Here is a 21,554-nt window from a genome sequence, read left to right as displayed (position 1 = left end):
ACTGCCGCCCCCTAAACTTCCCCGCATGACTGTCACTGACTGGCTGCTCGATTCCGACCCCGCGATCCGCTGGCAGGTGATGCGAGATCTCCTCGACGAGCCGGCCGAGGTCGTCGCGGCCGAACGGTCGCGGGTCGCGACCGAGGGCTGGGGTGCGCGTCTTCTCGGGCTTCAGGGCCCGGACGGCTTATGGGACGGTGGCGTCTACGACCCCGCCGAACCGCGCGATCCCGATGCTCCCGGCCAGCCCTGGACCGGCACGCACCACACCCTCGTCCTGCTCCGTGAGCTGGGCCTCGACCCGGCGAGCAATGAAGCGCGCACGGCCATCGCCCGGGTGCGCGACAACGTCAAGTGGGATCACGACAACCAGGACTACTTCGCCGGCGAGGTCGAGCCCTGTATTAACGGACTGGTGGCGGCGCTCGGTGACTACTTCGGCGAAGACGTCCAGAGTGTGGTCGACCGGCTCCTCGAGGAGCAACTCGATGACGGCGGCTGGAACTGCGACGCAGAGTTCGGCTCCACGCGCTCCTCATTCCACACGACGATCTGTGTGCTCGAAGGCCTGCTCGAGCATGAGCAGGTGCGCGGCGCATCACCCGAGGTGACGGCAGCGCGCAACCGAGCAGAGGAGTACCTCCTCGAACGACGGATGCTCCGCCGCCTGTCGACGGGCGAGCTGGGGGATCCAGAGTGGGCACTGTTCTCCTTTCCCACCCGCTGGTTCTATGACGGGCTCAGAGGCCTCGACTATCTGCGACGGGCGGGAGTCGCGCCTGACCCACGCTGCGACGAGGCGATTGATCTCGTGGAGAACAAGCGGGGCGACGACGGCCGGTGGCTCCTGGAGAATTCGCACCCGGGCAAGGCGCACTTCGAGATGGAGAGGGTGGGCGAGCCGAGTCGTTGGATCACCCTGCGTGCACTGCGCGTGCTGGACTGGTTCGCGAGCGGCACCCGCTAGCCGCCTTTCGCCCCCCGCCCGTTGATCGAGCTTGTCGAGATCCCTGCCCGCCACCCGGTGATCGAGCTTGTCGAGATCAGCCCCCGGGCACCCCGGTCTTATCCGCACCCAATCGCGTCGCCGAAGCATCCGCAGGCCGCCGAACGATGAACGCGACAAAACAGGCCATGGCGCCGGCTGCGAGCACAGCGGCGGCCACCCACAACCACCAGAGCTCCGAAGTACCGGCAAGCACGCCGAGAACCCCGGCGCCGGCGGTCAGCAGCACACCGAGAGCAAGCATCGCGGTCGACAGCTGGATGGGCGGCGCGGGCGAAGGGGCCGTCTCGGGCGGTGCCCAGACGACGATCAGCAGGGTCGCGATCGGTCCCAGCAAAAGGGAGAGCAGGAACCAGGTCAGACGTGACCTGTTCTTCTGTTCGGCGAGGCCGGCGTTGACCAGGGCGAGGGCGAGCCATCCCCATGAGTTTGCTGCGTTGGGATCCACTCGCTCACCCTAGCGAAGCGGTTCTCCTCCGCCGCTCAATTCAGTGGTCGAGTGCAGCCTGCCCGCTGATCGAGAAGGCGATCTGCGGCCGTATCGAGATCGTCCCCGCCGGCCCCCCAGAACGGGGTCCAACGTGCCGATCGGGTTGATAGCCCGCGCTAGGGTGACTCTGGCATTAGCGCGGATGGCCCGCGCCCCGGGGGAGCAAACATGAAGGTCGACGACGCCCTGTCCGACCTCGCTGACGACAAGCGTGACACGTGGGATGCCGTGGTAGTTTCGTCCGAGCACATCGACGATGCCCTCGCCAACGAGTCCACGTTCACGTTGTCGATGCCGTTCGTGAAGCAGCCGGTTGCAAACGCCACCGATTCCGACACCGTTCCTGCTTCTGAATCCGTCCGGCTGGCGCAGCTCCTCGGCGGCGACGACGATCGTGTCGATGTCAGCGCGGATGTCGCCGAGAAAGAGCGCATCGCCAACCCTGTGCCGACCGTCTTTCTCCCGGGAAACAAGCAGCGGAACAGCCGCAGCATCCTGACCATAATCGTCTCGATCGTCACCGTGCTCGCGCTGGTCGCTGTCGGGATCCTGTTCGCGGTGAAGAGCCAGGTGGCCGGACCGGAGCAGCAGGCCTTCGACGCCTACGCTGGTCGTCAGCTCGCTGTGGCGAAGGCAGACCGCTCCCTCGCCACGACGTTCGAGCGCTTCGAAGCGGCGAAGCTCGACTCCGAAGCCGTCAGCATCGCGGCGGCGACGGCGCTGGCCAGCGTTGCCGGAGTGTCGGACGAAAAGGCGCGCGCTTCCGCGGACGCCGTTCGGATCACGTTCGCGGCGACGGTCGCCGAGATCACCGCGGTCGACCCCGCCGACACCCCCACGTCGCCCCTGGCGTCACGTCCACCTCGAGCCTCGCCACGATCGCGGCCGGACTGGATCACGTTTCATCCGAGGCGACACGGATTGAGGCGGCTCAGCTCGAGCTCGACGCCGCCTTCTCCGCCGTCCGCGACGCCCGTAGCGCGTTCCAAGGCGCGTTCGCTGATTTTGCCGAGACCGTCCCCGCGACGGCGTCGGCACTGATCGTGGCGAACCCGGATGCCGGCCAGGAATGGCGTGACGCTGTTGCAGCGGCAGTGTCAGCGTTGGCCGCCGCTCTCAAAACGGACCTTGGCGCGAAGGAATTGCAGGCTTACGGCGCATCGGCTTTCGCGCTTCAGGACGAGAACGCGCGAGTCATTGCGGAGGACGAAGCCGCTGAAGCGGAGGGTGGCTCTCCTCGTCGAAGTCCGCGACGGCCACGGTCGACGCCGGACAACGACGCGAACCCGGTGGCACCCGTCACGCCGAAGCCGGCGCCGCAGCCGAACCCGGTGCCGGACCCCGGGCCAGAGCCAGAGCCAGAGCCGGACCCGGAACCTCTGCCGGAAATTCCCATCGACCCGCTCTGACGAGCTCTGTGCTGCGGGAGGGTTCTGGCATCCGCCAGGTACCGAAACGCTGGGGACCGACCAATAGATCGGCCCAGCACAAGGAATGTCAAGCCCTCACCGGCGCTCCGGTCCGATGGGTGCTCCCGTATATGCGAAACTGGAACGACCTGTCTACGTATTGACAGCTGTTTATAGGGGGACTCTTTGGAGCTCAAAGACTACGTACGAATCCTGCACAAGAGCTGGATTCTCATCGTGGCCTGCACCTTGCTCGGTGTTGGCGTCGCGGCTGCGTACTCGCTGACCCTGGCCCCGCGGTATCAGTCGACCACACAGTTGTACGTGTCGGTCCGCTCAGCCGAAGGCGCTGCGACCGGCGACCTCGTGAACGGAACAAGCTTCGCTCGGCAGGCCGTGACCACTTACGTCGACGTCGTCAACAGCGCGCTGGTCCTCGACAAGGTCATCGACGAGCTCAAGCTGGACCTCACCGCGCAGCAGCTCGCTCCAGCTGTGGTGGCATCGTCCCCGCTGAACACCGTCCTCATCAACGTGACGGTGACCAGCACAGATCCGGCCCAAGCAGCTGCCATAGCGAATTCGGTAGGCGCCACCTTCGCCGATGTCGTCACGAACCAGCTCGAGAAGCCGGAAGGCGAGACGGCCAGTCCGGTCAAGATCGAGACGATTCAGCCCGCCGTCACGCCGACCGAGCCCTCGAGTCCCAACGTCCCGCTGAACATTCTGCTCGGGTTCCTCGTTGGTCTCATCGCGGGGCTCGGAGTTGCGATACTTCGCAGCGTTCTCGACACCCGCATCCACAGCTCGCACGATATCGAGCAGGTGACCGAAGCCGCGATCCTCGGCGGAATCGCGCTCGATCCCGACGCAAAAAAGCGCCCCTTGGTTGTTCACGCCGACCCCCGCAGCCCGAGGGCAGAATCCTTCCGCAGCCTCCGCACGAACCTGCAGTTCGTGAACCTCGAAAAGGGTCCGCGCAGCTTCGTCGTCACCAGTTCCATCCCGGGCGAAGGCAAGAGCACGACGACCGCAAACCTCGCCATCGCGCTCGCCGAGACTGGCGCGTCCGTTGCTTTGATTGACGGTGACTTGCGTTTGCCCAGGGTCGCTGACTACATGGGCCTCGAAGGGGCGGTTGGGCTCACCGATGTGCTCATTGGCCGCGCAGAACTGGCCGACGTTCTTCAGAAGTGGGGCCGCGGCAAGCTATACGTCTTGCCAAGCGGACGCGTTCCACCGAATCCGAGCGAACTGCTTGGATCGGCGTCGATGAAACGGGTTCTGAACGCTCTCACGGAACAGTTTGATGTGGTCCTCATCGATGCGCCGCCGCTGCTGCTGGTCACCGACGCCGCGGTCATCTCCAAGCTGACCGGCGGTGCGATCATGGTCGCGGCGTCAGGTCGGACGAAGAAAAACGAACTGGCGGCGGCGGTTCGGACGCTCGAGAGCATCGGCAGCAACCTCGCTGGCATCGTCGTCACCATGTTGCCGACCAAGGGCCCGGATTCATACGCCTACGGCCAGTACAGTTACGGCAAGTTCGATGACACTGTCGTGGAGCCTGCGCCCGAGCATGTCGCCACCGGCAAGTCTGCTAAGAAGTCTGCCTTGAAAGGGCGAAGGACGCTCCGCGACGCGAGGGTCGAGTAGGGCGTGGCTGACTTCGCGATACTCACGGTCTGCTCCGGCAACATTTGCCGCTCTCCGCTGGCCGAACAACTCCTTCGCGCCGGGCTCCGCTCATATCCGAACGTAACCGTGTCGAGTGCCGGCACTGTCGGTTTGGTCGGCAAGCCGATGGATGAGCGAGCTCAACAACTCGCTCGAAGCTTCGGGGTGACGGACGCCGCCGAGCACATCGCCCGTGAACTCAGTGTGGATCAAATAGCGGAGGCTGACCTCGTGTTCGCGATGTCGCGGGAACACCGTCGCGCGATCGTGCAGCTGCACCCGAGAGCCTCACGTTACACGTTCACGATCAGAGAATTCGCGCGCATCGCAACCGAGGTCGAAGACTCCGATCTGATCGACGCGGCACTATTGGCGAGCGACGATGTAGCCGGACGGTTCGCGGTTGCGGTTCAGGCCGCGGCATCCTTGCGTGGGATCGTCACGCCGCTGCGGGACGTAGATGACGATGACGTCGTTGACCCGTATCGCCGGGCGGATGACGTCTACACTCTGTCGGGCCAGCAGCTCGTTCCTGCAGTCACCAGTGCGCTCGACCTGCTGAATCGCGCCTCGAAGGTTGTCTGAGCGGGTCATGATGGCGTCGAACAGAGCGCCGGTCCGCCGGCCGAAGGGGGAGGGGCTTCCACGGCGATGGTGGATTCTCGCGCTCGCCCTATTCCTCGTGTTCGACGTTGTGCTCATCGGGCTGGCTGTCAACGCGAATCGCCCGCCGGGCGGTGGGGTGCAGACACCGACACCGACAGCTTCATCGACCCCCACGCCAACTCCATCGGCCACTCCGACTCCAGTGGCTGCCCCGACCGCCGCGGTGCCGCAACGTCTCCTCGCCGCAGTCTCCTCCGAGGTCGCCTGGCGCGGGGCAGTCGGTACGTGCCCAGGTGGTCCTTCGGCGCTCGAGTTCACCTCCGACGGTGGAGCGACGTGGAGCACCGTCGATCCTGCTCCGGCGACGGGCGCGAATACTCTCGTCCGTGTTGTGCCGGAGTCCTCCTCAGAGGCCAACGTTGTGACGCTCGATGGAGAGTGCGCTCCGCAGCTCGTGGGAACCTTTGTCGCTGGTGAAGCCTGGGAGGACTACTCTGCGAACCTCGGCTCGTATTGGTTCGTCGATCCGGCTGACCGTGCGACTGTGCATGCCCCAGACGGTCCCGCTCCGGCACCGTGCGCGTCTGTTGTCGCGATAGCAACACGTTCGACGGCCGAGGCAGCCGTCCTCTGCGCTGACCAAACTCTTCACCTCAGGACCGCGGGCGCTGCCGAGTGGTCTACGGGCATCGCGGTTCCAGGCGCCGTAGCAATCGATCGCACGGAAACCGGGTATGCCGTTGCCGTCGCGGCGCAGGGAGAATGCGTCGGAACCTCCGTGGTCACCTTGGCAGACGGCGCACCGAGTGCTCCAGTGGGCTGCTTCGGCGAGGCCTCGCCTCCCGGACAAACCGCGATTGCGGCCGCGGATGATGGTGCGCTTTGGCTCTGGGCCGGCGCGAACCTAGCACGATCAGATGATGGGGGAACAACATGGCGCTAGAGCCTGACTCACGAGGCGAGGACCGGGGCAGAAACGGTGAGGTGCCGTTGGTGCGGTTCGGCGCGCAGTTCGTGCTGGATGCTGCAGCGTGGACGGTTGCGCTGATCCTGGCTGTCATTTTCCGCTACGAGTTCGCGCTCTGGAACGTGGGATGGGTGGCTCTCTTGGGCCTGGCGCTCCTCGCAGTCTTTCTGCAGTTCGTGGTCGGGTGGGGCTACGCACTATACAAGGGACGGTACACGTACGGCAGCTTCGAAGAGGTGCGGGCACTGGTCTTTGCTGCTCTGAGCGTCTTCGCGATCCTGAGCATCCCCGTGCTCGCTTTCGGCCCCATTTTGGACGTCGCGCGAAGCGCCACAGTCATTGCCTTCCCCATCGCCCTCATCATCATGTTCGCGGTGCGGTATGCGAAGCGCCTCTATGTCGAACACAAGTACAAGCCGGGCAGCGAAGCGCATCGAACAATCATCTACGGCGCCGGCTACCTAGGGTCAACTCTGGTCCGTCGTATGCTCACCGATCCGACATCGCAGTTCCTCCCGGTTGCACTCATCGACGATGACCCGCTGAAATCGAATGCTCAGCATCGCGGTGTCTCGGTTATGGGTACGTTCCACGATCTGCACCGTGTCGTAGAGAAGACGCGAGCGACTGATCTGGTGATCTGCATTGGTCGAGCAGATTCGGTTCTCATTCGTCGCATTTCCGATGCTGCCACGGCTGCAGGGCTTCGGGTCAAGGTGCTTCCACCGCTCGAGAACCTTCTCGAGCGGCGGACGAGTCTGGCCGATATGCGCGATATTTCGATCGAGGACCTCATCGGTCGACACCCGGTCGACACCGAAGTGGAGACGATCGCAGGGTACCTCAGGGGCAAGCGGGTCCTCGTCACCGGGGCCGGAGGGTCCATTGGAGCGGAGTTGTGCCGACAGATCGCGAAGTACAGCCCAGGTGAACTGATCATGCTTGACCGCGATGAAACTGGACTTCAGGGCGCGCAGATCGGAATCTCGGGGCACGGACTACTTGACACGAAAGATGTCGTTCTGGCGGACATCCGTGATCAGGATGCATTGGAGCGAATCTTCACCGACCGCAGGCCTGACGTTGTCTTCCACGCCGCGGCTCTCAAACACCTTCCTATGCTCGAGCAGTATCCCGACGAGGCTTGGAAGACCAACGTCCTGGGAACACTCAACGTGCTCGAAGCAGCCCGGTCCGTCGGTGTGACAACGTTCGTCAATATCTCGACGGACAAGGCGGCGAATCCGACGAGCGTATTGGGACACTCGAAGCGAGTCGCCGAGAAACTCACGGCGTGGATGGCCGAAGAAACCGGTCGCACCTACTTGTCGGTCCGGTTCGGCAACGTCATCGGCAGCCGCGGCTCCATGCTTCCGACTTTCACATCGTTGATCGAGTCCGGGGGGCCGCTCACCGTCACCCATCCTGACGTCACGCGATTCTTCATGACGATTCCGGAAGCCTGTCAGCTTGTCGTGCAGGCTGGCGGCATCGGGAGCGCGGGCGAAGTATTGATCCTTGACATGGGTGAACCGGTCAGGATCCTCGACGTGGCTCAGCGAATGATCTCCATGTCAGGCAAGGACATCGAAATCAAATTCACGGGACTTCGCCATGGGGAGAAACTCCATGAAGAACTCATCGGCCAGAACGAAACGGACGAGCGACCCTTGCACCCGAAAATCTCTCACGCCCGCGTGGGCGGTATATCGCCGGCGCGACTGGACAAGAGGGGATGGGAAGAGCGGATGTTTGCTTCGCCTCGAAACAACGACACGAGCGTCATCGAGCGCCTTCCGGCGGGTGATGTCCGATGAGCGATCGCATCTACATGTCGTCCCCCGATGTCGGCGAGCTGGAAGAGCAGTTCGTCGTGTCGGCCATGCGCTCAGGCTGGATCGCACCGCTCGGCCCGGACGTCGACGCCTTCGAGCGCGAGATGGCACAACGCGTCGGAGTCGATTTTGCGGTTGCCCTGAGTTCTGGAACCGCAGCACTTCATCTTGGTCTGCTCGGGCTCGGAGTCAAGCAGGGCGATGTCGTCCTCACGTCGACCATGACGTTCGCCGCAACCGCAAATGCGATCGTCTATGCTGGCGCCTCGCCGCATTTCATCGACTGCGACCCGGCGACGGGCAATATGGACCCGACGCTTCTGCGACGGGCGTTCGAAGAACTCCGGCAGAGCGGGGTCAAGCCGGCGGCTGTCGTCCCGGTGGACCTTCTCGGCAAGGCGGTCGACTACACGGAGATTCTGGCGATCGCCGAGGAACACGGCGTTCCCGTTCTCTGCGACGCAGCCGAGTCGCTGGGGGCAACGCACCGAGGCCGGCCCGCAGGTTCCTTCGGGTGTGCTTCGATCGTTTCCTTCAACGGCAACAAGATCATGACCACTTCTGGTGGCGGTATGCTCTTGACCGACGACGAATCGCTGGCCAAGCAAACACGTTACCTCGCGACTCAGGCTCGACAGCCAGTCGTGCATTACGAGCACACAGACATTGGGTACAACTACCGACTGAGCAACCTCCTTGCTGCGCTTGGCCGTGCCCAACTGTCCAGGCTCGATGACATGATTGCGCGGAGACGTTCGATCAGGGAGCGGTACCGGGATCTGTTCGAATCGGTCGAGGGCGTTGAACTTTTCGGGGGAGGCGACGACTCCGGCGATAACTTCTGGCTGACCTCGATCCTCGTTGACGTGGCGGTGACGGGCTGGAGTCCTAGCGAGTTGACCGGGGCGCTTGCCTCTGAAAACATCGAAAGTCGTCCGCTCTGGAAACCAATGCACCTTCAGCCCGTCTTCAAAGGTACCGCCGCTACGATCAACGGCGCGGCTGAGCGGCTCTTCGAGACGGGTATGACGCTGCCGAGTGGCTCGGCACTCTCCGACGCTCAGGTCGACCACGTATTGGCGACGATCAGCGACTTCGTGAGGACGCCGCGTTGACTCAGCCCGTAATCCGTCGTGACTACGACACAGCAAAGCGTGGCTTCGACATCATCGTGGCCGTCGTGTTGTTCGTCGTTTCACTGCCCATCCAGGTGTTGGTTGCTGCAGCTGTCGCGACGAGGCTTGGCAGGCCGGTCCTGTTCCGGCAAGCTCGACCTGGCCTGCATGCGGACCTTTTCACAATGATCAAGTTCCGTACGATGCGTCCGGCTACCGCGAACGAGGGAGTAAGCTCCGACGCTCAGCGCCTCACACCTCTCGGACGCCTTCTCCGAGCCACCAGTCTCGATGAACTGCCAACCCTGCTCAACGTCATAAAGGGAGACATGAGTCTCGTCGGTCCGCGGCCATTGCTCCCGTCGTACCTGGACCGCTATTCGCCCCTCCAGGCCAGGCGCCACGAGGTCCGTCCAGGCGTCACCGGTCTCGCGCAGGTCAATGGACGGAACGCCCTCACTTGGGAAGAGAAGTTTGAACTGGACGTCGAATACGTCGACTGCCGCACGTTCCAACTTGATTTGAGGATTCTTGGCGCGACAGTATCGAGCGTCCTCCGCCGAAGCGGCGTCTCCGCAGACGGTCAGGCCACGATGCCCGAGTTCCATGGCACAGGGTCACACGGTGGGGCCCAGTGACGACGTCGGTGGTAGTCATCGGCGCTGGAGGGTTCGGCCGGGAATCGCTCGACGTCATCACCGCGATGAACAGGGTTCGTGACGCGCTTCAGGTCGTCGGAGTGGTCGATTCTGCACCGAGCGCTGTCAATCTCGCAAGGTTGGCCGACAGAGATGTTCCATATCTCGGAACCGAGGCGGAATGGCTTGGACGCGAGAATGACGCATCGTTTGTCGTCGGAGTTGGGGACCCGACCGCGAGATCCGTGATTGTGGAACGCTGGACCAGGGCTGGTCGTTCCCCGATGACCCTCGTCCACCCGTCGGCGATCGTCGGTGCGGTTTCCACGATCGGTAGAGGGAGCGTTGTTTGCGGCGGTGTCCAAATCTCGACAAACGTCGAGTTGGGGGAGTACGTACACCTCAACCCCGGCGCCATCGTGGGGCACGATTCGACGCTGAAACGCTGTGTGTCCATAAACCCAGGAGCGGTCGTTTCCGGCGAGGTCGTGGTCGAGGAAGGCGCGCTCGTGGGCGCCGGGGCAGTGATACTTCAAGGGTTGAGGGTCGGATCAAACAGCGTGGTCGGAGCGGCGGCATGCGTGGTCCGGGATGTCAGTGCTTCCAGCATCGTCAAGGGAGTACCTGCGCGATGAACGCCAAATCAGTCTGCCTCATCGTCACTGCCGAGGTCACGGCAACGACCTTCTACCGGGGATACCTGGAATTCCTGACTCGTGCCGGCTGGGACGTGTCCTTGATCACTTCTTCAGACGGAAATCTCGACGATTTCGGCAGGTCTGAGGGAGTCGCCACTCGCGACGTCCCGATGCGCCGCGATCCATCACCGATCAACGACGTGAAAAGCCTCATCCGGCTCTACCGCGAGATCAGGCGCATCAGCCCGATAGTCGTCGTGACCGCAACGCCCAAAGCTGGGCTGCTCGGTACCTTCGGAGCCTACCTCGCCGGAGTCCCCGTTCGCGTCTATCAACTCTGGGGTATCAGGTTCGAAACCGAATCCGGTCTCAAACGGTCAGTTCTCCGGCTTCTGGAGTCGTGGAGTATTCGGTTTTCCACACAAGTCGTGGCAAACAGCAATAGCCTCGCGCGGCGTGCCGTCGACCTGGGACTCCTCGGCCGTAAACCGATGGTGGTGCTCGGACCCGGCAGTTCTCACGGAGTCGACCTTGACCGCTTTTCTGCGGACGCTGAGATCTCGGCGATCGACGCTGAGACTGCAAGATTCCTTGAGCGGACGAGCGAGACACTGCTCATAGGTTTCGTGGGGCGGGTGCACCCAGACAAAGGGATACACACCCTACTTCGCGCTCTCGAAATCTGCGCGCGACGAGGGGTCAATACCCGGTTGCTGGTCGTAGGTGCTTTCGAAAGTGATGACGTCGTTGCGCAGATCCGGCGTTCCACCGTCGGCGCACACCTCACCGGCGCAGTCTCTGACACGCGGCCATACTTGAAGGTCATGGACATCCACTGCCTGCCCACCCGGCGAGAAGGATTTCCCAATGTCGTGCTCGAAGCGGGAGCAATGGGTCTAACGACAATTGCGTCGGACGCAACCGGTGCCGTTGATTCGGTGATCGATGAGCAAACCGGCTTGCTCTTTGCAACCGATGATCCAGAGTCGCTCGCCCAAGCAATCACGCGCCTCGCTCTGGACGGAGACCTGCGTGCTCACCTGGGTACACAGGCTCGAAGGCACGTAGAAACCAACTTCAGCCGCGAGAAAATCTGGGCGTTACAGGAAGCAAACCTCGCCCTCCAGGTTCGTGGGGTTGTCGAATCATGAACATCCCGATCACTCAAGGGCTCTCGACGTTTCAGGGTCTGGCGTCGGTGGTTGTGCTGTCGCTAGTCGGCATCGCAGTCGTCATGGCGTTCGCCAGTCTGGTGAAGTCCGCCAATATCCGAGCAGCGTGCATCCTTGCGATCGTCAGCTCGGGGTCAACTCTCTTTGTTTTGATCCTTGCAGGCAACCTGCTGGTCGCCGATGAGATCGCGTGGCACACCCTGGCGGAGGAGGCGAGTCGCTTCCTTACCGGGCAATCGAACACGCGGGTTGCCTACGTGGACGGGAAGGAGGGTTATCTGTGGATCATTGGTGCCCTGTATGCGTTCTCCGGTCCGGTACCCATGATGGCCATCCTGCTGAATATCTTCCTGAATGCGCTGACTGTTGTGACGGTCGCTCGTACCACCGAGATCGTTGTGACGCTTTTTCCGCTCCTCGACGACGGAGCCCGTCGTCGCGCGGTCCTGATAGCCGCCTTCGTCACAGCGTTGGTGCCCTCCCTATTCATCTGGGTACCGCGCGTCTTGCGTGAAGCACCTAGCGTTTTCCTGATCTCGCTCGCTGTACTCGGCACGCTGCGACTGGCTCAGACGAGGCAGACTCGGTATGCGGTGGTCTCTTTGGCAGCCGTGGTCTGTCTGGCTTGGATCAGGGGGCCTGTCGGAATGGCGCTAGGTTTGGCTCTAGCAATTGGAGCAGTGCTTGTATGGTCGCGTCGATCTCAGTACCGGCTGGCGATTCGATTCTTCCTCCTCATCCCCCTTCTGTTTCTCATTGGAGTGGCGTGGGAAATCGCAAATGCCCAATTCGGCCTGAGCCCTGAAGAGGTCGCCTTGCGGAACCGCGAGTTATCGAGTGTTGCCTCGAGCGGATTCTCAGGGGCCGAAGGCGTTTCTGGCGACCTGAGCTACGGAACGATTCTGATGGTCAACGTTCCGCGGATATTGGCGGGGCCATTCGTGTGGGAGTTCGACGTGGCTAGTCCCGTGATGCTCCTGGCTTTCATGGAGGGGGCCGTCTGGGTCTTGTGTGCACTGCTCGCCGTCAGCGCACTGTGGAGACGTCGGTACTTCGCGGGCGATCGCCGCGGTGACGGTGCGCTCCTCGCGATTCTCGTGTTCGCTGCAGGAGCTGTCTTGGCGACAATGGCTGTGAGCGTCGCCAACTACGGCCTCTTGGCACGACTTCGCCCTATGGCGTTTATTGTGCTCGTGCCTCTCGCTGCGATCGCGGTGGCTTTGTGGCCGGCAGTCCGTGCCCAACGTTTGAAGATTCAGCGGAAGCGTCTGTCGCGCGCCGTGGTGCGGCCCGGCTCGGAGCCACTTCCATGGACGCGCGAATGAGGCTGCTTGTCCTGCACTGGGGGACTCGCGGAGGCGGCCCACAGCTGCAGGAATACATTGGCAGGGCCATACTCGATCGAGATGATGTCACTCTTACCGTGAGTTACGACTCGGCGTCGGAGTCTGCCGACGCTTTGTCTCAGCTTGGCGTCTCCACGTTGGTTGTCGGTAGGACTTCACTGGGTGGGGTACGGCGCTTCGCGAGGAGGATCATCTCGCAGCCGTCCGACGCGTGGCGACTTCATCGATTCTGCAAGTCGAATGAAGTCGACATGATCTTTGAGGTCATGGATCACCCGCTGCAACTATTGCCTCGGATGGTTGCGAAGCTGGCAGGGGTGAAGGTGCTGGCAAGCGTTCATGATGCCTTTCGCCACAGCGGGGAGGAGAGCCGTGTTCTGGACGCCCTGAGTACGATCTCGATCCGCACCAGTGACGGAGTGCTGACCTACTCGGATGCTGTGGCCGAACAGCTCGCGGGTCGGCATGTCGTACCCAGCGGGCGGCTATTTCGCACGGTCCACGGGGCTTTCGGGATTCCTCAGTTGCAGCCTCGAACCCTCGGTGCGCCGAATCCAGAATTCGTCGTCGGATTCTTCGGTCGTATAGAAAAGTACAAGGGCATGTCGAGGCTTCTCGAGTCGATTGCCGATCTGCGAAGCAGCGGCTTTCCAGTGAAACTCGTCGTTCATGGTCGTGGCGAACTGACAAAGGATGAACGACGCCTGGCTCAGGCGATTGAGGCGGAGGTGCACGTTGGTTGGATCGCCGAATCAAGCATTCAGCCGACGATCGCATCGTATGACGTCCTGTCGCTTCCGTATGACGAGGCAAGTCAATCCGGAGTGATCGGATACGCGCTGAGCGCTGGCGTTCCGTGCGTGGGGACCCCAATCGGGGGGCTCCGAGAACAGCTCATCGATTCGGGGGTCGGAGAGGTCGCTTCGTCAATGAGCGCCAGGTCGTTCGCTTCAGCCTTGCGCCTTGTACTCCAGGACCCTGACCGCTATCGACGTCTTTCGGCAGCGGGAATCCTGAGCGCCAAGACGACCTACTCCTGGGCGCGAGTAGCGGAAGACATCGTCCTCGCTGGGAGAACGTTCTTCTCCCGCTGACCGTCAGGGACGAAGCCAGCCGATATGGTCGGCGGATACCGGATTGCCCGAGGTTTCGCGATCGGGGTCGTTGATGATGGTGCGCAAATGTGCGGCAATCATCGATGCGTCAATGGAGGATTCAAGAGGCACTACCTTGCCGAGGCTGCCGAACCATTTGAACTGTCCGACGAATTTCCCGAGATACTCCAGTCCGACACATGGGACTCCGCTGGATAGCGCTCCTACGCAGGCGTGCATCCGTGCGGCGACGACCCCGACCGCGCTGCCAAGAACGCTTTTGGCTTCCCCGGCGGATACGGGAACAAAGACGCTGGGGTTAGTGCCGATCCGAAGTTCGAGCCCCTCCGCGATCTGTCGGGCAAATGGGATGTCCCCTGGCCGCCCTCGTACGTCGTGAGGGAGAATAACGACCTCATGATCCGCAGACAACTCCTCGGCGAGTGACACCCAGAAGTCGATGAGCTCCGCCCTTGTGAACCATCCCAATGTTTCGAAATGCGCGTTGGGAACCAGCACGACGTAGCCGCGTTCTCCGTGTTGACCGATGAGCTCCTTGACGGCGTTGCTTTCGACGGGCTTTGCGAGCGCCCCGATGTCTGGCGCAATCTCCACGCGTCGATTGAGAAGCTTGCTGGTGCGTTCTTGCGAGAGAGTGTCGCGTGCCCAGAGCTCCACCGAAGCGGGCAGGGACCGTAGCAACCGGACAGCGGTCGGGGTTGGGCTCGAGCCCATGCTGAAATTGACGAGCTTTGCGCTGTGGCCGTTGTGAACCGCCTGTCGAAGAGCGGCAACCCTATATCCCAGGAATCCGTGAAGGTAGTCTCCGCCGATTGTGTCGGCACCGATTACTACCGTCGAACCCGTGCCGAAAACTCGCCGGGCGCTCGGAGGCAATATCCCGGTTTGGCCGAGCCTCATTGATTCAAGCGAATGCACCGGGCCACCGACCGGGTCAGTGGGCCAGTCGTCCGTAGCCCCAGGAACCCAGATTTTCACAGGTCGTCCAAGCGAGGCGGCGCCGGCCATGGTTCCCGCTCGAAGGGCGTCGTCCCCCATGGAACCGAAGGCTGCAGTCAGCAGGACGTTGGTCACGTTCGCGTCGTCGGATGGCGCGGGCTTCTGGACCGTAGTGGCCCTGATCTGATTGCTGGCTCCCACCAGTATGCGGTCGGCCTCATTTCGGAGCTTGCGCGCGCTGTTGACGATCAGGCTATTCATGGGTGGTTGCCTCTCGGGCAGAAGGTGGGGCAGTCCATCCATCGTAGGTCAAGCCGAGCGATGCGCACGGCGAATGACGAGGATGAAGACGACGGCGCCCAACACCACACTGTTGGCGGCGAAGCCCCAGATTGCGCCGTCCAGACCAGCCAGCAGATAACCGCCGATCGGCAATGCGATTGCCCCGACCAGCTGGACAATCCGGTAAGAAAGTAGCTGGCGACCAGGAAGGTGGGTTCGAGCTACAAGGTAGTAGAACATGCTGACGAGATTCGTCCCGACGAAGATTGCTATGGGAATCGCGTAATCGGCAAGGTCGAATATTACGCCCTCTTCGAAATACCCTCCGGCATCAATGGCCGTCAGCACCGCCCACATAAGCGCCCCCATAGCCACACCCGATGTGATGATGGCGGCCACGAAGCGGGAGGTGACGAAGGCTTGAATTGGTCTACGTCCCAGAAGCGGCCTTACGGGATTGAGCAGAAGTCGAACAGGAAGGGCGGCGCTGGATACGGCCCGGTAAACGCCAAACTTTGCCACGCCAAGGACCGGAGCCATCACGAGAGGGACCCCTATGGATCCAACGTCGAGTAGAACGGAGTCTGCGAGGAGGCTTCGTATCGAGTTCTTGTGCGAGATCATCCACGCTGCTGGCGAACCCCCACCGGCGAACCTTGGGCGTTCAGACAACAGTGCGCTCGCCGCAGTGGAGGCAAGCCACGCGATAGCCACGGATTCCAGCGGCAGGAGCACGGTCTGCAGCAACGCGAAAGCGCCGAACATCGTGAAGGCGCCCGCAAGATCTGCTCCCCCGACGAACCTATGGCGCGCCAATGCTGCGGAATAGAAACGGGCGCCGACTCGGTAGGTAGCAAGGAGAACAGCGATTGCAAAGATAGGAGCGACGGCAAGTGCGTTCGCGAGTATGCCGATCACCAAAACTGGAATGGCGCTGAGGCCGGCCACCGACGCCAGTGCTACGCAGTACCGCTCCCAAGGATCCGCCGTGCCACCGCTTCGCGCGTGTCTGGCCCACGATTCAGATACGACCGAGTAGACCACGGATGAGGCCAATGCAAACGCCAAATAGAAGAGCGCGAAGGCGCCGTACTCCGCTGGTGGCATTGCGACGATCGCGAGACCCTGCACGGCGATGGTGTTGATGGCACCATAAATTGCGTGTCTGGCTGCTATCGGGACGACTCGCACGACGCTCTTCTCTTCATTTCCAAGGTGATCGCGACCGTGCTGAGTCTTCGATTCGGATTGTCTTCGGGCAGTGCCAACGTGCTGATGCAGTGAGGCATGATGAAGTCGACCTCTCGAGCCTAGCGGCGGACGACGGTAGATCGGGCCCCGGCGAACGAATCCAGTAGCCTAGTACGGTAACCGCGCGAAACCCATAACCTGTCCACGATGTACTTCTCTCAGGGAAGATGCAAATAATTAGCCCGTGCACGTCAACTCGAGCAAGGCTGAAAGGTAAACGATTCCATGCCTGGTTGGCTGAAGAGATTGCTTTCGGGCGGACGGGAAGCATCCCGATTCCTTATCGAAGGTGTCACCGACACGGCACGCAACGTCAAATGGTCTGCCCCCGTCGAGTCGTCATTCTCATCAAGTGTGGACGGTCGCAAACTCGAGTGCCAGTTGACAAAGGACTACCACCGCGTCGAGAAGGGGCTTGCGCTTCAGCGGCCGAAGGCTCCGTTCGGGAAGGACGTCGCAGCGCGCCTCAAGGTAGGCCTTGAGTCCGCAAAGCGCCGCGGGAACATTTCAGCCGAGGTCGTTGAGAATTCGTCCTCTGCACTTCTGGCGCTCAACGCATGGAATGAATCCGGGGTGCGAAGTCATGACCTCGCACCGGTGCAAGGTCGAGCCAGCAGACCAGCCCCCACTGGTGTCTCGCGTGAGTTCTTTGACTCGCGACACAGCGTGCGCGATTTTGATCCCTCCCGCCGGGTCGAAGCGTCCGCTCTGGAGGAGACAGTCAGGCGAGCGATGGGCACTCCGTCTGTTTGCAATCGTCAGGCCTGGCGCGTGTACCCCTTCACCAGCCCAGAGGCGGTTGAAAAGGTACTCACGTATCAGAACGGTAACGCGGGCTTCCGTCATCAGGTCCCGGCTGTTCTCGTGGTCACCATGGACATGCGTCTCTTCGCCGGAGCGGCGGAACGTAATCAGCGGTGGATAGACGGCGGCCTATTTGCCATGTCTCTTGTCTGGGCGGCGCATTCGCTGGGTCTCTCGTCGTGCATGCTCAACTGGTCGATGATGAATGCGCAATCTCGGGCACTTCGAGCGGCAATCGGGATTCCGCCGCACGAAGACATCGTGACGCTCATTGCGATCGGACACGCCAACGACGATCATCGTGTTGCTCGGTCGCCGCGTCGATCCTTAGAAGAAGTGATGGCCCCGCTCCAGTGATCGATGTGTGCCAGGAAACCCCCGGGATAGACGCCGGGGGCGCCGAATGAAAGTTCTCCTTACCGGTGGCGCAGGTTTCATCGGCAGCCACACCGCGGTAGAACTGCTCTCGGCGGGTCATGAAGTGGTCATCCTTGATGACTTCTCGAACAGCGATCGCGGCGTCATAGAGCGAATCGAACACCTTGGCGGCGGGTCGGTGACCCTTCACGAAACCGACCTCAACGATGCGGCGGCTGTCGCCCGGGCTGTCGAAGGACAGGGCATCGACTCGTGCATTCACTTCGCGGGGCATAAGTCGGTCGCTGAGTCCGTGAGCGATCCGATCGAGTATTACAGGAATAACGTGGGATCCACCCTGTCCCTTCTGTCTGTGATCCGGGAGTGTGGCATTCGGACAATCGTCTTCAGTTCGTCGGCGACTGTGTACGGTACCCCGTCGGTCCTGCCCATCTCGGAGCAGATAGCAACGGGAGTCGGGATCACGAATCCGTATGGGTGGACGAAGCATGTGATCGAGCAAATCCTGCGAGACGTGGCTGCGGCTCAATCGGATCTGTCGGTGACCGTTCTTCGCTATTTCAATCCAATCGGTGCGCACCCCAGCGGGATGATGGGCGAGGATCCCCGGCACGAACCGAACAACCTCGTCCCCTATGTCTGTCAAGTTGCCGCCGGCAGGCGAGCGAAACTGTCCATCTTCGGGGACGATTTCAGCACTGCGGACGGCACGGGCGTACGGGACTACGTCCACGTCGTCGATCTCGCCAGGGGCCACATCGCCGCGCTCGAAAAGTCGGCTCGGGGTCTCGAGGTATACAACTTGGGAACCGGACGCGGCACATCGGTCCTGGAGATAGTGGGAATCTTTGCATCGATCACTGGGCGGGACGTCCCATACGAGATTGTTGCGCCGCGCCCGGGAGACGTAGACGCTTGCTACGCCGACGCGACGAAAGCAAACCTCGACTTGGGATGGGAAGCTCGCTTCTCCGTCAGGCAGGCCTGCGAAGACGCTTGGCGTTGGCAGTCGATGAACCCTCGCGGTTACGCTGGAGCGCCTTTGGGTAGGCTGAGCTGAGTTCGAAACTAAAAGACCGTCGGCGATAGCTTGGCGGCGGTATGGCGGGGGATAGTTTGAGCACGATTGCTTCAGACGGCACGCGCGTCCGCGTGAGTCAACGCCTGGACTCCCTGACTGGACTCCGATTTTTCGCTGCATTTGCAGTGTTCGGATTTCACTCGCTCTACTATGGGCGGGAGCCGCTGGCCGAGGGCTTCTTTGCTGCTGGTGCTACTGGAGTCTCCTTTTTCTACATCGTGAGCGGCTTCGTTTTGGCGTGGGCGGCGAAGGAGCGAACGAGCAAACGCGAATTTTACCGTCGCAGGTTCGCTCGAATTTATCCGGCGTATGTCGTTGCTTGGCTCGTCTCCTTGTGCATTCTATTGGCGTCCGGTCGTGGCATCACGTTGCTCGACTTCATCCCGCTCACCCTGTTGCAATCGTGGGTTCCAGCCGAGTCCGTGTACTTCGCGGCCAATGCAGTGTTTTGGAGCCTGTCGTGCGAGGCGTTCTTCTACCTCGTCTTCCCGTTCATTTTTCCGCAGCTGGCAAAGCAGAGCAGTCGTGTGCTGGCGACCGCTTTTGTCGGCGTCGTTGGCCTCGTTGTCGTCGTCACGACGGTCGTGTCCATACTGGGTTCCTCGGACCTAGGGCTCTGGGCGATTACCATCTTCCCGCCGATGCGGTTCGGAGAGTTTGTCCTTGGGATCATTCTGGCGATCCTCATGAAGAATGGGCATCGGTGGCGGGTCCCGCTCTGGTTGGCGGGGGTATTTGCCCTGGCAGCGTACGGTCTCGCCAACATCGCTCCGGAGGCACCGGCGCGGGTCTTAGTGACACTCATACCATTCTGCGTCCTCGTGTGGTCGGCGGCTACTGCTGACCTGGAGGGGAGACGGTCCATCCTTCGTGCCCGGCTGCTCGTGACTTTGGGCGTCTGGTCTTACGCTTTCTACCTCATTCACACCCAATCCATGACCGCAACATTCGAGATCATGGAGCGTGTGGGAATTCATGCACGGTCGCTCGACGGCTGGGGCCTGGCCCTTGCCGTGAGTTTGTCGTTTCTCATGGCTGTCGCCGCGGCAGCGGCCTTGCATCTCCTCGTGGAGGCGCCGATGGAGATGAAGCTGCGCGGACAGAGAGCGCGCGTGAATGCCTGACACCGGATGCTTCAGCGTCCTCAGTCGGAAGAGCTCACATCACGGTCGCCTGGGATCCCGTCCCATATGAACGCCGGGACAGAACTGTCTCGGCCCCGAGTAAGTTGCGTTGGGAATGAATAAATCATCAGAAGGCCACATCGTCGAGGAGGTCGCCGTGAACTCAGACCAAGGAATCGGCTCGTCACGGAGGGACTGGCTCAGGGCATCTATACCCGCTATCGGCGTGGGAATCGTCGCCGCCGGCATCGGAGCTCAAACAGCCGTGTCTCTGGCGAGCGAATCGAAGATAAGGGGCGGCTCGTACACTGATCGTGACCTGGCGGCGTTGTTTTCAAGCCCAGACGCGGCATCCACGGCGGTGCTGGATCAGCGGTACGACCGAAGATTCCAGACCAACGTTGAGGACTTTGGCGCCATCGGTGATTACGACGGAGAACCGGGTGCGAAGTTCACCGACAACCTGGTTCCATTCCAACGGGCGCTGGCTGCTGTGAAGCCCGGCGGGCGGGTCTTTGTTCCCCCCGGGCGGTACTTTCTCTCGAACACGCTCGTCATCGACAAGACCGTGGACTTTGACTGTGGTCGAGGTGGCTTCGAATCGAGTATGGGGGGAACGCAACTCGTCTGGGCTGCAGGGAAGACCGGACTTCACATTCGCGAGGATGCGGGAGGCCAACGCCCGTCGGGATACCGAATCGGGCCGTTCCAGCTAACCTCATTGTCGAAGTCCGCGAGTTCGTCAAACGCGTATGGCATCTTCTGTACAAATGGGTTCGGGCACATAGACGGCGTTTCTGTCGAGTCGTTCGGTTCGCACGGTATCTACCTTCGCGCGGGGAAGCCTGTCGACAGCGGGAACGTGAACAACACCGATCTGCGACGCGTGCGGTGCTACGGCAATTACGGCGATGGAATCAGATGCGAGGGATCAGACGCGCAGCAGATCAGGTTCTGGGGGCCTGATATCGTCGCGAATCGGGGTTGGGGAATCAATGTGATGGGCTCGTCTGCAAACCGGATCTACTCACCACACATTGATCAGCAGTATTTCGGATCCCCCGGCGCAATTCGTGACACCGGGAACAGCAACTCGTACGACGACGTTTACACCGAATCCGGTGGTGGCAGCGGAACCACCATCCTGCTCGAGGCAGGGAGCCTCTTCGCGCGAATCACTTCTTCGCAATACGCCCGACCGAAGGTTGTCGACAAGACACCCAATAAGACGGCTCAGATTGTCGACATTGAAACCGGATTCGCTCGGCGCTTTGGTGTTCTCGGGCAGGAAGGCACCCAGTTCTCCCTCGATGCGGATGCAGAAGCGGCTGGAACAGTACGGCTTCGAGTCGATGGCGACACGAAGCTGGAGTGGAATGACGACCGCGATGAATGGCTCACGTCTGGTTCGCTCTCGCCGCGGAGAGGTGGCGAGAACGATCTGGGTTCCGAGGAGAATCGTTTTCGAAGCGCCCATTTCGCGTCCTTTGTCAAAGTGGGAGTGGTGCGACCAGGTGCCCGCCCGTCCGCGTCCGAAGCCGGCGCAGGTGCTCAGCTCTTCGACAGCGCACTCAAGAAGCCAATCTGGTCTGATGGGCAAGCGTGGGTTGATGCAAATGGAGACATTGTCTAGCGATTCGGCCGATTGGTTAGAGGCTTGTCGTCCAGGTCAGGACTCACA

General features: G+C 61.7%; 18 protein-coding genes. 15 read left to right on the top strand and 3 right to left on the bottom strand.

Features of this window, described 5'->3' with window-relative positions:
* Positions 1–25 precede the first annotated feature (25 nt).
* The gene (locus AC1M2K_RS02895; protein ID WP_480239767.1) at positions 26–967 is read left to right on the top strand and encodes a prenyltransferase/squalene oxidase repeat-containing protein; all 942 of its coding nucleotides are present in this window, start codon (positions 26–28) and stop codon (positions 965–967) included.
* Between the two features lie 76 nt (positions 968–1,043).
* On the opposite strand, the gene AC1M2K_RS02890 is transcribed toward AC1M2K_RS02895, so the two are convergent.
* A complete protein-coding gene (locus AC1M2K_RS02890) occupies positions 1,044–1,454 on the bottom strand; it encodes a hypothetical protein (RefSeq protein ID WP_480239766.1) in 411 nt (136 codons plus the stop codon).
* Positions 1,455–1,664: 210 nt separating this feature from the next.
* Here AC1M2K_RS02890 and AC1M2K_RS02885 point away from each other — a divergent pair, with 210 nt between their 5' ends.
* The 10 genes from AC1M2K_RS02885 to AC1M2K_RS02840 all read left to right on the top strand — a co-directional run bounded on the left by AC1M2K_RS02885 (position 1,665) and on the right by AC1M2K_RS02840 (position 13,993).
* The gene (locus tag AC1M2K_RS02885; RefSeq protein WP_480239765.1) at positions 1,665–2,537 is read left to right on the top strand and encodes a hypothetical protein; all 873 of its coding nucleotides are present in this window, start codon (positions 1,665–1,667) and stop codon (positions 2,535–2,537) included.
* Between the two features lie 554 nt (positions 2,538–3,091).
* Positions 3,092–4,561, top strand: a complete 1,470-nt coding sequence (locus tag AC1M2K_RS02880; RefSeq protein WP_480239764.1) for a tyrosine-protein kinase domain-containing protein — start codon at positions 3,092–3,094, stop codon at positions 4,559–4,561.
* Between the two features lie 3 nt (positions 4,562–4,564).
* Positions 4,565–5,167, top strand: a complete 603-nt coding sequence (locus AC1M2K_RS02875) for an arsenate reductase/protein-tyrosine-phosphatase family protein (RefSeq protein ID WP_480239763.1) — start codon at positions 4,565–4,567, stop codon at positions 5,165–5,167.
* A 954-nt stretch (positions 5,168–6,121) separates the two neighbouring features.
* Entirely contained in the window at positions 6,122–7,972 is a 1,851-nt protein-coding gene (locus tag AC1M2K_RS02870) for a polysaccharide biosynthesis protein (protein WP_480239762.1), read from the top strand.
* On the top strand, positions 7,969–9,105 hold the full coding sequence (locus AC1M2K_RS02865) for a DegT/DnrJ/EryC1/StrS family aminotransferase (protein ID WP_480239761.1): 1,137 nt from the start codon (positions 7,969–7,971) through the stop codon (positions 9,103–9,105). The genes AC1M2K_RS02870 and AC1M2K_RS02865 overlap by 4 nt, the downstream gene beginning before the upstream one ends.
* Positions 9,102–9,743, top strand: coding sequence for a sugar transferase (locus AC1M2K_RS02860; RefSeq protein WP_480239760.1), 642 nt, complete (start codon positions 9,102–9,104; stop codon positions 9,741–9,743). The genes AC1M2K_RS02865 and AC1M2K_RS02860 overlap by 4 nt, the downstream gene beginning before the upstream one ends.
* On the top strand, positions 9,740–10,378 hold the full coding sequence (locus AC1M2K_RS02855; RefSeq protein WP_480239759.1) for a NeuD/PglB/VioB family sugar acetyltransferase: 639 nt from the start codon (positions 9,740–9,742) through the stop codon (positions 10,376–10,378). The genes AC1M2K_RS02860 and AC1M2K_RS02855 overlap by 4 nt, the downstream gene beginning before the upstream one ends.
* Entirely contained in the window at positions 10,375–11,532 is a 1,158-nt protein-coding gene (locus AC1M2K_RS02850) for a glycosyltransferase family 4 protein (RefSeq protein ID WP_480239758.1), read from the top strand. The genes AC1M2K_RS02855 and AC1M2K_RS02850 overlap by 4 nt, the downstream gene beginning before the upstream one ends.
* A complete protein-coding gene (locus AC1M2K_RS02845; protein WP_480239757.1) occupies positions 11,529–12,878 on the top strand; it encodes a hypothetical protein in 1,350 nt (449 codons plus the stop codon). The genes AC1M2K_RS02850 and AC1M2K_RS02845 overlap by 4 nt, the downstream gene beginning before the upstream one ends.
* A gap of 272 nt (positions 12,879–13,150) precedes the next feature.
* Positions 13,151–13,993, top strand: a complete 843-nt coding sequence (locus AC1M2K_RS02840) for a glycosyltransferase family 4 protein (protein WP_480239756.1) — start codon at positions 13,151–13,153, stop codon at positions 13,991–13,993.
* A gap of 3 nt (positions 13,994–13,996) precedes the next feature.
* Here AC1M2K_RS02840 and AC1M2K_RS02835 read toward each other — a convergent pair whose 3' ends face one another.
* A complete protein-coding gene (locus AC1M2K_RS02835) occupies positions 13,997–15,214 on the bottom strand; it encodes a polysaccharide pyruvyl transferase family protein (RefSeq protein ID WP_480239755.1) in 1,218 nt (405 codons plus the stop codon).
* Between the two features lie 48 nt (positions 15,215–15,262).
* Complete coding sequence (locus AC1M2K_RS02830) at positions 15,263–16,426, bottom strand: hypothetical protein (protein WP_480239754.1); 1,164 nt, start codon at positions 16,424–16,426, stop codon at positions 15,263–15,265.
* Positions 16,427–16,711: 285 nt separating this feature from the next.
* Between AC1M2K_RS02830 and AC1M2K_RS02825 the strand changes: the two genes are divergently transcribed.
* The 4 genes from AC1M2K_RS02825 to AC1M2K_RS02810 all read left to right on the top strand — a co-directional run bounded on the left by AC1M2K_RS02825 (position 16,712) and on the right by AC1M2K_RS02810 (position 21,506).
* A complete protein-coding gene (locus tag AC1M2K_RS02825) occupies positions 16,712–17,647 on the top strand; it encodes a nitroreductase family protein (RefSeq protein ID WP_480239753.1) in 936 nt (311 codons plus the stop codon).
* Between the two features lie 46 nt (positions 17,648–17,693).
* Positions 17,694–18,728 (top strand): UDP-glucose 4-epimerase GalE, encoded by a 1,035-nt coding sequence (gene galE, locus AC1M2K_RS02820; protein WP_480239752.1) that lies wholly within the window; start codon positions 17,694–17,696, stop codon positions 18,726–18,728.
* Between the two features lie 56 nt (positions 18,729–18,784).
* Positions 18,785–19,873, top strand: coding sequence for an acyltransferase family protein (locus AC1M2K_RS02815; RefSeq protein ID WP_480239751.1), 1,089 nt, complete (start codon positions 18,785–18,787; stop codon positions 19,871–19,873).
* A 115-nt stretch (positions 19,874–19,988) separates the two neighbouring features.
* On the top strand, positions 19,989–21,506 hold the full coding sequence (locus tag AC1M2K_RS02810) for a right-handed parallel beta-helix repeat-containing protein (protein ID WP_480239750.1): 1,518 nt from the start codon (positions 19,989–19,991) through the stop codon (positions 21,504–21,506).
* Positions 21,507–21,554 lie beyond the last annotated feature (48 nt).

The organism is Mycetocola sp. Y171 (assembly GCF_056713165.1).
Note: the sequence above shows the minus strand (reverse complement) of the source record. Positions and strands in the feature narration are given on the sequence as shown.

Excerpts from the sequence above, each read along its gene's own strand:
- AC1M2K_RS02865 (WP_480239761.1), top strand. The coding sequence starts at position 7,969 with ATGAGCGATCGCATCTACATGTCGTCCCCCGATGTCGGCGAGCTGGAA.
- AC1M2K_RS02825 (WP_480239753.1), top strand. The coding sequence starts at position 16,712 with ATGCCTGGTTGGCTGAAGAGATTGCTTTCGGGCGGACGGGAAGCATCC.
- galE (WP_480239752.1), top strand. The coding sequence starts at position 17,694 with ATGAAAGTTCTCCTTACCGGTGGCGCAGGTTTCATCGGCAGCCACACC.
- AC1M2K_RS02835 (WP_480239755.1), bottom strand. The coding sequence starts at position 15,214 with ATGAATAGCCTGATCGTCAACAGCGCGCGCAAGCTCCGAAATGAGGCC.
- AC1M2K_RS02850 (WP_480239758.1), top strand. The coding sequence starts at position 10,375 with ATGAACGCCAAATCAGTCTGCCTCATCGTCACTGCCGAGGTCACGGCA.
- AC1M2K_RS02870 (WP_480239762.1), top strand. The coding sequence starts at position 6,122 with ATGGCGCTAGAGCCTGACTCACGAGGCGAGGACCGGGGCAGAAACGGT.
- AC1M2K_RS02895 (WP_480239767.1), top strand. The coding sequence starts at position 26 with ATGACTGTCACTGACTGGCTGCTCGATTCCGACCCCGCGATCCGCTGG.
- AC1M2K_RS02840 (WP_480239756.1), top strand. The coding sequence starts at position 13,151 with ATGATCTTTGAGGTCATGGATCACCCGCTGCAACTATTGCCTCGGATG.
- AC1M2K_RS02810 (WP_480239750.1), top strand. The coding sequence starts at position 19,989 with ATGAATAAATCATCAGAAGGCCACATCGTCGAGGAGGTCGCCGTGAAC.
- AC1M2K_RS02885 (WP_480239765.1), top strand. The coding sequence starts at position 1,665 with ATGAAGGTCGACGACGCCCTGTCCGACCTCGCTGACGACAAGCGTGAC.
- AC1M2K_RS02845 (WP_480239757.1), top strand. The coding sequence starts at position 11,529 with ATGAACATCCCGATCACTCAAGGGCTCTCGACGTTTCAGGGTCTGGCG.